11 protein-coding genes and 1 pseudogene are annotated in these 8,910 nt (G+C 68.8%); 4 read left to right on the plus strand and 8 right to left on the minus strand.

Going from position 1 to position 8,910, the window contains the following annotated elements; translation table 11 throughout:
* Positions 1 to 17: 17 nt before the first annotated feature.
* The 3 genes from ACFWY6_RS41585 (at position 18) to hutI (ending at position 3,987) form a co-directional block, all read left to right on the plus strand.
* Positions 18 to 1,223 (plus strand): allantoate amidohydrolase, encoded by a 1,206-nt coding sequence (locus ACFWY6_RS41585; RefSeq protein WP_384701963.1) that lies wholly within the window; start codon positions 18 to 20, stop codon positions 1,221 to 1,223.
* Positions 1,214 to 2,566: a formimidoylglutamate deiminase gene (locus ACFWY6_RS41590; protein WP_384701933.1), complete on the plus strand. Its 1,353-nt coding sequence runs from the start codon at positions 1,214 to 1,216 to the stop codon at positions 2,564 to 2,566. Before ACFWY6_RS41585 ends, ACFWY6_RS41590 begins: the two co-directional genes overlap by 10 nt.
* Before the next feature lie 245 nt (positions 2,567 to 2,811).
* The gene (hutI, locus tag ACFWY6_RS41595) at positions 2,812 to 3,987 is read left to right on the plus strand and encodes an imidazolonepropionase (RefSeq protein ID WP_384701936.1); all 1,176 of its coding nucleotides are present in this window, start codon (positions 2,812 to 2,814) and stop codon (positions 3,985 to 3,987) included.
* Here the strand turns inward: hutI and ACFWY6_RS41600 are convergent.
* From ACFWY6_RS41600 to ACFWY6_RS41635, 8 genes and pseudogenes are all read right to left on the minus strand, one after another.
* The gene (locus ACFWY6_RS41600) at positions 3,950 to 4,456 is read right to left on the minus strand and encodes a hypothetical protein (protein ID WP_384701939.1); all 507 of its coding nucleotides are present in this window, start codon (positions 4,454 to 4,456) and stop codon (positions 3,950 to 3,952) included. The two genes, hutI and ACFWY6_RS41600, sit on opposite strands and share 38 nt — an antisense overlap.
* 121 nt (positions 4,457 to 4,577) lie before the next feature.
* A pseudogene (locus tag ACFWY6_RS41605) lies at positions 4,578 to 4,706 on the minus strand (DUF397 domain-containing protein); the annotation flags it as partial.
* A gap of 326 nt (positions 4,707 to 5,032) precedes the next feature.
* The gene (locus tag ACFWY6_RS41610; protein ID WP_384701942.1) at positions 5,033 to 5,866 is read right to left on the minus strand and encodes a helix-turn-helix domain-containing protein; all 834 of its coding nucleotides are present in this window, start codon (positions 5,864 to 5,866) and stop codon (positions 5,033 to 5,035) included.
* Positions 5,856 to 6,380 carry a DUF6879 family protein gene (locus ACFWY6_RS41615; RefSeq protein WP_384701945.1) on the minus strand — a complete coding sequence of 175 codons (525 nt, stop codon included), beginning with the start codon at positions 6,378 to 6,380 and terminating at the stop codon, positions 5,856 to 5,858. Before ACFWY6_RS41615 ends, ACFWY6_RS41610 begins: the two co-directional genes overlap by 11 nt.
* Positions 6,364 to 6,573 carry a hypothetical protein gene (locus tag ACFWY6_RS41620; RefSeq protein ID WP_384701948.1) on the minus strand — a complete coding sequence of 70 codons (210 nt, stop codon included), beginning with the start codon at positions 6,571 to 6,573 and terminating at the stop codon, positions 6,364 to 6,366. Before ACFWY6_RS41620 ends, ACFWY6_RS41615 begins: the two co-directional genes overlap by 17 nt.
* A 70-nt stretch (positions 6,574 to 6,643) precedes the next feature.
* A complete protein-coding gene (locus ACFWY6_RS41625; RefSeq protein WP_384701951.1) occupies positions 6,644 to 7,300 on the minus strand; it encodes a DUF5753 domain-containing protein in 657 nt (218 codons plus the stop codon).
* 41 nt (positions 7,301 to 7,341) lie between these two features.
* Positions 7,342 to 7,557 carry a DUF397 domain-containing protein gene (locus ACFWY6_RS41630; protein WP_384701954.1) on the minus strand — a complete coding sequence of 72 codons (216 nt, stop codon included), beginning with the start codon at positions 7,555 to 7,557 and terminating at the stop codon, positions 7,342 to 7,344.
* The gene (locus ACFWY6_RS41635) at positions 7,538 to 8,389 is read right to left on the minus strand and encodes a helix-turn-helix domain-containing protein (RefSeq protein WP_384701957.1); all 852 of its coding nucleotides are present in this window, start codon (positions 8,387 to 8,389) and stop codon (positions 7,538 to 7,540) included. Before ACFWY6_RS41635 ends, ACFWY6_RS41630 begins: the two co-directional genes overlap by 20 nt.
* Positions 8,390 to 8,502: 113 nt before the next feature.
* Between ACFWY6_RS41635 and ACFWY6_RS41640 the strand changes: the two genes are divergently transcribed.
* Positions 8,503 to 8,910, plus strand: a 408-nt coding sequence (locus ACFWY6_RS41640) for an ATP-binding protein (RefSeq protein WP_384701960.1), incomplete at its 3' end; no start/stop codon positions are given.

The following is an 8,910-nucleotide window of genomic DNA, read 5'->3' on the forward strand; positions in this document are numbered from 1 at the left end:
TTCCTCCACTTCTTCTGGTGTGGGCTTGGCCTCCCCCCCACCACCCACATCCCCAAGCAACCGGTGGCTACCGCCGTTACGCCTGGACCGGCGCCGACGCCGAGTGCCGCCTGTGGTTCCAGGCGCAGGCGGAGGCGCGCGGCCTGGAGTACGAGGTCGACCGCAACGGCAACCAGTGGGCCTGGCTCGGCGACCCGTCCCGTGGCGACGCGGTCGTCACCGGCTCCCACCTGGACTCCGTCCCGGACGGCGGCGCCTTCGACGGCCCGCTCGGGGTCGTCTCCGCCTTCGCGGCGCTGGACGAACTCCGCGCACGGAAGGCGGCATTCCGCCGCCCCCTCGCCATCACCAACTTCGGCGACGAGGAGGGCGCCCGCTTCGGCCTGGCCTGCGTGGGCTCACGCCTGACGGCGGGCAAGCTGACCGCCGATGCCGCGCACCGCCTGACGGACGCCGACGGAGTCACCCTCCCGCAGGCGATGGAGGCGGCGGGCTACGACCCGTCGACGATCGGCCCGGACCCCGAACGCCTCGCCCGCATCGGCGCGTTCGTGGAACTGCACGTGGAACAGGGCCGCGCCCTCGACCTCTCCGGCGACCCCGTGGGCATCGCGTCCGCCATCTGGCCGCACGGCCGCTGGCGCTTCGACTTCAGGGGCGAGGCCAACCACGCGGGCACCACCCGCCTTGTCGACCGCCGCGACCCGATGCTGACGTACGCGGAGACGGTCCTCGCGGCCCGCAGGGAGGCCGAACTCGCGGGCGCGGTGGCGACGTTCGGCAAGATCTCGGTGGAGCCGAACGGCGTGAACGCGATCCCGTCGCTGGTGCGGGGCTGGCTGGACTCACGGGCCGCGGACCAGCAGTCGCTGGACACGGTCGTCACGGGCATCGAGAAGGCCGCCCGCGAGTGCGCGGACCGGCACGGCATCGACCTCGACGTCGTACGCGAGTCCTTCACGCCGGTGGTGGAATTCGAGGACGCGCTGCGCGACGAACTGGGCACGATCCTGGGCGCCGGCGCGGACCGGCCGATCCCCGTCCTGGGAACGGGCGCCGGACACGACGCGGGCATTTTGTCCGAGTCGATCCCCACCGCCATGCTGTTCGTACGGAACCCCACGGGCATCTCGCACTCCCCGGCCGAGTTCGCCGCCGAGGACGACTGCGTGGCCGGGGTGACCGCACTGGCCGACGTACTGGAAGGGCTGGCGTGCAGGTGACGACGTACTGGCTGGAGCAGGCCTGGCTGGACACGCATGTCGAGCCGGGGGTCGCGGTCGACGTGGCGGGCGGCCGGATCAGGGCCGTCCGCAAGGGGGTCGATGCGCCCCCGCCCGGCGCGACGGTGCTGCGCGGCCTGACGCTCCCGGGACTGGCCAACGCCCATTCGCATGCCTTCCACCGGGCGCTGCGCGGCACGGTCCAGGTCGGCTCCGGCACGTTCTGGACGTGGCGTGAGGTCATGTACTCGGTGGCGGACCGCCTGACGCCCGAGACGTACCACGCGCTCGCGCGGGCGGTGTACGCGGAGATGGCTCTGGCGGGCATCACGACGGTGGGCGAGTTCCACTACTTGCACCACGGGCCTGGAGGCACTCCGTACGCCGACCCGAACGCCATGGGCGAGGCGCTGATCGAAGCCGCTTCGGACGCCGGGATCCGCATCACTCTCCTCGACACGGCGTACGTCGCATCCGGACTGCTCAGCGAGACGCGAGGGGAGCCCCCGAACCGCCACCAGCTCCGCTTCTCCGACGGCACGACGGAGGAGTGGGCGGTACGGGCATCGGCGCTCAAGGAGCGCGACCACGCACGCATCGGCGCGGCGATCCACTCCGTACGGGCAGTCCCGGCACGCCAGTTGGGAGTGGTGGCGGAGTGGGCCTCGTCCCGCAAGGCCCCCCTCCACATGCACCTCTCCGAGCAGCAGGCGGAGAACGCGGCGTGCCAGGCGGTCCATGGCCGCACCCCGACCCAGCTCCTCTTCGACCACGGGGTGCTCGGCGCGCGCACGACCGGCGTGCACAACACGCACCTCACGGGCGAGGACATCGCACTCCTCGGCCGTACGACGACGGGCACGTGCATGTGCCCGACGACGGAGCGCGACCTGGCGGACGGCATCGGCCCGGCGCCCCGCCTCCAGCAGGCGGGCAGCCCCCTGTCGCTGGGCAGCGACAGTCATGCCGTCATCGACATCCTCGAAGAGGCGAGGGCGATGGAGCTGAACGAACGCCTGCGCTCGCACACGCGGGGCCACTGGACGGCGGCGGCGCTCCTTCGCGCGGCGACGGCGGACGGGCATGCGGCGCTGGGCTGGGCGGACGCGGGGGTCATCGAGGCCGGCGCCCTCGCCGACCTCACCACGATCGCCCTGGACTCGGTCCGCACGGCGGGGCCGGTGCCGCGCCTGGCGGCGGAGACGGCGGTCTTCGCGGCGACGTCGGCGGACGTGCGCCACACGATCGTCGGCGGCCGTCATGTCGTACGGGACGGGTCCCACACCCTGGTCGAGGATGTGCCGGGGGCGTTGGCGGAGGCGGTGGCGGCGCTGCGAGATTGACTGGCCTGAACCGCCGCCGCCTGCAGGCTCGTACCGCCGCTCCGCGGCGAGTTTCCCGCCCACCCACCCGATGCTCCGCAGTTGCCCGCCCACCCGTCAGCAGGCCCCACCAGCCCCGCCGCAGGTCTTTCAGCCCGTCCGGCGTTTGAGGACGAACTCGGCGGAGCCGGTGATTACCTGGCCATGAGCCCGACGGAGTCGCAGAAGACCCGCCCGAACCTCAGCCCTCACCACGGAGAGCGCCCATGACGACCACCACCGCCATCACCAACATCGGCAGCCTGGTGACCAACGACCCCGCCCTTGGGGACGGCACCCCCCTGGGCCTGATCCAGGACGCCACCATCGTCCTGGAGGGCGAAACCGTCGCCTGGGTGGGCCCCGCGGTAAAGGCCCCCGCGGCAGACCAGTCGCACGACGCCCAGGGAAGGGCGGCGATCCCCGGCTTCGTCGACTCCCACTCTCACCTCGTCTTCGCGGGCGACCGCACCCAGGAGTTCAACGCCCGCATGTCGGGCCGCGCGTACTCGGCGGGCGGCATCCGCACCACGGTGGCGGCGACCCGCGCGGCGACGGACGCCGAGCTGGAGGCGAACCTCACGCACTACCTCGCCGAGGCCCTCCGCCAGGGCACGACGACGTTCGAGACGAAGTCGGGCTACGGCCTCACGACCGAGGACGAGGCGCGAGCCCTCCGCATCGCGTCCCGCCACACGGACGAGGTCACGTACATGGGCGCGCACATCGTCTCCCCGGACTACGCCGAGGACCCGGCGGCATACGTCGACCTCGTGACCGGCGAGATGCTGGACGCCTGTGCCCCGCACGCCCGCTGGATCGACGTCTTCTGCGAGAAGGGGGCGTTCGACGGCGACCAGGCCCGCGCGATCCTGACGGCGGGCAAGGCACGCGGCCTGCACCCCCGCATCCACGCGAACCAGCTTTCGTACGGCCCGGGAGTCCAACTGGCGGTGGAACTGGACGCGGCAAGCGCAGACCACTGCACGCACCTGACGGACGCGGACGTGGACGCCCTGGCGAACAGCGACACGGTGGCGACGCTCCTCCCGGGCGCGGAGTTCTCGACCCGAGCGGAGTGGCCGGACGCCCGCCGCATCCTCGACGCGGGCGCGACGGTGGCCCTCTCCACGGACTGCAACCCGGGCTCGTCCTTCACTTCCTCGGTCCCCTTCTGCATCGCCCTGGCGGTACGGGACATGGGCATGACCCCGGACGAGGCGATCTGGTCGGCGACGGCGGGCGGCGCGGCGGCACTGCGCCGCACGGACATCGGCGTACTCCGCGAGGGCGCCCGAGCCGACCTGGCCTTCCTCGACGCCCCGAGCCACGTCCACCTGGCGTACCGGCCGGGGGTTCCGCTGGTCAGTGAGGTGTGGCGGCGGGGGGTTCGGATCGGCTGACGGCCCTTGCGGGGCAGGGCAGTTCGGGCAGAGAGCGATTCGGGGAGCAGCACACCAGGGCCACGGACAGGAACGAGGGCCGTTCCAGATAGCAGCCGTGGGCCACGTCGCCTCCCCAACCGAGCCGTTCGGCAGCGGAGTTGACGAGCATCGCGAGACGCGCACGATCCCGGCCGGCCTCGGAGTCGAACCGCGGCGCATACTCGGCCAGCCGCTCCCCGAGCCAGTCCGCAGCCTCCTTCGGCTCCTCCCACGTACCTCGGATGAGCTTCTCCGGCTTGATCAGCCAGTACGCCGTTCCCAGCGGCGGCAGGTCCACGTCGGGGAACTCCGCCTTCACCTCTCGGTGGCGCTGGATCAGTTCGGGTCGGCCGCCGTCCGGGGGTGGGCGCGGGGGTGGAGGCCGACGCAGGGCCTCGTCGTCGAAGCGCTGCTTGGGGCCGGTCCAGAGGTAGCCGTGGTGGTGCAACTGTCGTCCCCTTCGGGGGAGTACGGAGCGACGGTGGTGTCCGGCCGGTCCCCGCCTTGCGGAGAGAACGGAGCCCGACCGGAGGCACGAGGCGCGCGAGCGGTCAGGCGGAGAGCCCGAACCAGGCGCCCTCGCCGATCTTGGCGAGGGTCACGCACGATTCGCCGTCCGGGTGCGTGTTGCCGCCGCATGCCTTGCTGAACACGGCGGCCTCAGAGACGGGGAGGGCGTACAGGTCGGTTCCGGGCATGATTCACCTTCCGGTGTGGGATCAGGAGGAAATGGCGGACTCAGACCCGGCCAGGGCGTCAATCAGGTTGTCGCGCAGGAGCTCCGCCTCGGAGGGCAGTAGGACCATTTCTGTGTCCGTCACATGCCGACCATTCTTTGTCAGCCACATCGGAACCCTGATGTTGCCCGCGTCGTCCCTGTATGCGGGACGGCTCGGAATCGGGTCCATCCGCCAACCCTCCGGCGGGGACTGGTCACTTGGGCTTCTCGGATCGGTTGGCATAGGGAAATTCTCGACCGATCAGCACTGTGGATCCAGCACTATTTGTGTTCCTGGGTAGAAGATCACGAACGGCAGGTGGTAGCCCATTCGCCGAGCAGTTTTCGGGCATCTTCAGCGAACAGGGCGTGGCGCTCGTACAGGCCGAACACTTCAAGGTGCTCTGCGATATCTCTGGCGTCTTGGAACACTATGCGCCCCGTGAAAGTCTCGACGGTCGCCAGCCGCTGGTCGTAGATCGTGAAGGTATTCATCGGGCCACGTCCAACAACCGTTCCCAAAGGAATGATGCCAATACGCACATGAGGGAGCTGAGACAGCGAGATGAGGCGGTCGATCTGCACGGCCATCACGCAGCGCGGCACCACGGCCCACCTTGCGGCCTGTTCCGTCAGCAGGAACGTAAAGCGTTTCGTGGTGTCGTAGAGGATTGCTTGCCGCTCCAGCTTCCTGGCCACGGTCTTGGAGACGTCCACCGGTGAGTGGTCAAGGCTGGCCCTGATGTACTCAGGTGTGGCCAGGAGCCCCGTCACCATCGCCGGCAGGAAGTAGCGGAGTTCCTTGGTATCCGCTTCGAGCCCGCCCAACTCCGCTTGCCGCTTTTCCAGCCCTCTTCGCCATGATGCCCGCTTGCCCTGCCACTCCGTATGGGCGAGACGTGCGAGGGCAGCCACTTCCGCGACGATCGCCGGAGGCGCGTCAAGGGCTCTGAGGATCAACTCGACATCGACAAGTCCCGGCGTGATCCGGCCTGTCTCAATGTTGCTTAGCTTGGTCTGGGAAATGTTGCAGCGCTGAGCGAGCCAGACCTGCGTACGGCTGGCTCGCTTGCGCAGGGTGCGGAGTGCCTCCGCCAGGTCAGCCTTTGACTGGCCTAGCTGCCCAGGTTCAAACGTCAAGACCCTTCACGTACTCCTCGAAGGGCACGGCGTGCTCCAGGGCTATCCGCTTCCACTCCCGGTAGGGGGCCGGATCTCCCTCGTATGCCTCGCGATTGATCTGGGTGCCGTCCGGACGGAAGTTCAGGTGGGCGATGCGGGACTCGTCGAACATCCACCAGTCACGCCCGGAGAGCGGCAGGCCGTAGTTGTCCTCCGTCACGTCGAGGACGCGGATGGCCTCACCTGCCGCGATGTTGCCCGGAATTCCCCACGCGAATTGGTACCGCTGGTAGTCGGTGAGTGGCTGGCGCACGATGCGGACACGGCCGATGCGCTTGCCGGACTCGACGTATCCGCGTACTCGGTCATGCCAGCGGGCGTTGTGGCCGGTGGGCTTGGCCTCGCCCCGCAGGAAGCGGGCAACGTTCTCTTGCTCTCTGGGCATGGTGTACGTCGGCTGGGCCTCGAACCGCCACGCTTCCCGCTCGAAGGCGTCGAAGAACCGACGCCAGTCCTCACCATCCAAGAGCACGGACGGCCTCCCTCAGCACATGTTCGGGGATTTCCACCAGGCCCTCGCCGGCAGGCGGAGTGAAGGTGTCGGACAGGTCCCCCTGGACAACGAATGAACCACTCTTGGTTCGGTAGACGTTCGGACAATCGTCGTCGTCACAGTCGGGTCCGCCGACGCTGCCGGTAAGGCGGGTCAGTTCCTCACGCGCCATCGTCGCCTCCTTTGACGCAGGGCCGTTCCCTGCCGCCACGAGGACGGTAGGGCGACGAGAGGTTCCTGGTCTACGGCACATCGCCAATATTCGCGTTGTCGGGTAGATGATCACGAAAGAACTGCTGCCCCCATGAGGACAGCTGTTCTCGTGCCTCGTCCCCGAACAAGGCGTACCCCTCGTACTTGGCGAACTCATCCAGATATGCCGACACGTCGCGGTGGTCCCGGAACACCATGACTCCGGTAGACGTCTCCACCGTTGCGATCCGAGTGTCATAGACCGTGAACGTGTTCAAGGGGGCGGCAGGCATGTGGCCGCTCAGCGGGATCACTCCGAGACGCACGCTCGGTAGGAGGCTGACAGCCGCCAGCCTCTCCAACTGCACTGCCATGGCGGAAGGCGGGAGATAGGGCCACCTGACAGCCTGCTCGGTCAGGATGAACGTGAACTGTTTCGAGGTGTCGTGGAGGACGGCCTGCCGCTCCAATTTCCTCACGATGGCCTTGCTGTGGTCGCCGGGGATACCGGCGAGGCTTGCTCTGACGTAGTCAGGGGTAGCCAGCAGGCCCGTCACCATGGACGGCAGGAGGTACCGGAACTCGGTGGACGATCGCTCGAACTCGGCCAGCTCGTTCTGCTTCTTGTCCAGGCCCGCCTGCCGCAGCGACCACGAGTCCTGCCACTCGGTGCCGCCGGTTGAATGGGTTTGCTCCTCGCGCGTCACGCTGCAACCCCCTGGTCTGTGAGCCTGGTTGGCGTCCGTCCTCAGGCGGTCAGTTCGCCTTTCCTGACGGCAGTGACGAACGAGGCCCACGCGGTCGCGGGGAGCACGAGGGCGGGGCCGTGCGGGAACTTGGAGTCCCGGACGGGGACGATGCCAGGGAGGTTGTCGGCCACCTCGACGCAGAGCCCGCCGGAGCCGTTGCTGTAACTGCTCTTGCGCCAGACGGCGATGTTCAAGTCAGCGTCCACACTTGCCACTTCCGTAGTCCTCCGCTGCTTTCTCGATCATCTTCAGTGATTCCTTGGGCGGCAATGCCGCAGCTCTGAGCCGACCGTACGCGCTCGTGTACTGCCCTACGAGTTCCGGCTCATCGATGATCTGCCCGCTGTACATGCCCTCCGTGTACATGAGCGGCGGGGCGTCAGTAAAGGTCATGAGCCAGGTCGTGCCCATCATGAAGGGGTGCGCTCCGGCGTTCCACGGAAGGATCTGTGGAATGAATCGCCGGTGCCGGGCGACGGCAACGACATGGGCGAGCTGCTCGGCCATGGCATCCTGCCCGATGATCGGCTGCCGAAGGATCGACTCGTGCAGCACGATCCAGCATTCGGGCCCCTTCGAGTCTTCGAAGACCCAGGCCCGCTCCCGCCTTGCTTCGACCTTCTCCTTGACCGATTCCTCGGTCGCCCGGGGATAGGCGGCGTGGACCACTGCCCTGATGTACGGCTCCAGTTGAAGAGGGCCCGGGATCAGGGTGGGGTTCCACTCCTCAATCTCCTTTGCGCGTGCTTCCAGTTCCACGACATGGGCAAAGTACTCGGCGTGTTTGCTCCTCCGAGCCTTGTGCACATCCGCGCACCGTCGCTCGAAGAACCCATCGGTCCTCAGGAGCTGGTCCACATGGCGGGCCAGCTCCACAGGCATCCGCCGCTGACCCCGCTCGATCTCGCTCAGATATGTCGCCCCGAAGTAGCTGCCCTCCACGGTCTCCTGGAGCGTGCGGCCCGCCGCTTCCCGCTTCCAGCGCAGCTCCTTGCCGTAGAAGGCGGGAACGCTCGCCGAGCCGTCAATGTCCCTGCGTGCCGCCACAGTTGACCGCCTTCCACACTTCGCACAGTGGAACCCAAACCCCTGTCACGTTACGCCGCCCCACACCACTGTGTGATCAGAACGTCACAGAGTGCACGGAAAGGCGTACCCCCATGCGAGACCCGGCCCCTGACTTCGAACTCTCTCTGCTCGCCGTCCCCAAGGCGGTTCCTGAACTCCGCCACGCCCTGAGCCGGCAGGCGAACTATCCCCACCCCGACGTACAGCTCTGCCTCAGCGAACTGCTCAGCAACGTAATCCGGCACCTCGGCGAGGGAACACCGGTGACCGTCCGCGTCACCGGCGCGCGAGGCCGGATCCGCGTGGCCGTCACAGACCCGGATCCACGCGCCTGGCCCCTGCTCCGACCAGCCGGGGGCGATGACGAGACGGGGCGGGGGCTGGGGCCGGGGGGCCCCCCGGGCGCCCCCGGGGGGGGGGGGGGGCCGGGCCCCCCCCCCCCCCCCCCCGGGGGGGGGGGGGGGGGGGGGGGGGGGGCGCCGACCCCCCCCCACGCACGC

Source organism: Streptomyces sp. NPDC059037 (assembly GCF_042740015.1).
Taxonomy (GTDB): domain Bacteria; phylum Actinomycetota; class Actinomycetes; order Streptomycetales; family Streptomycetaceae; genus Streptomyces.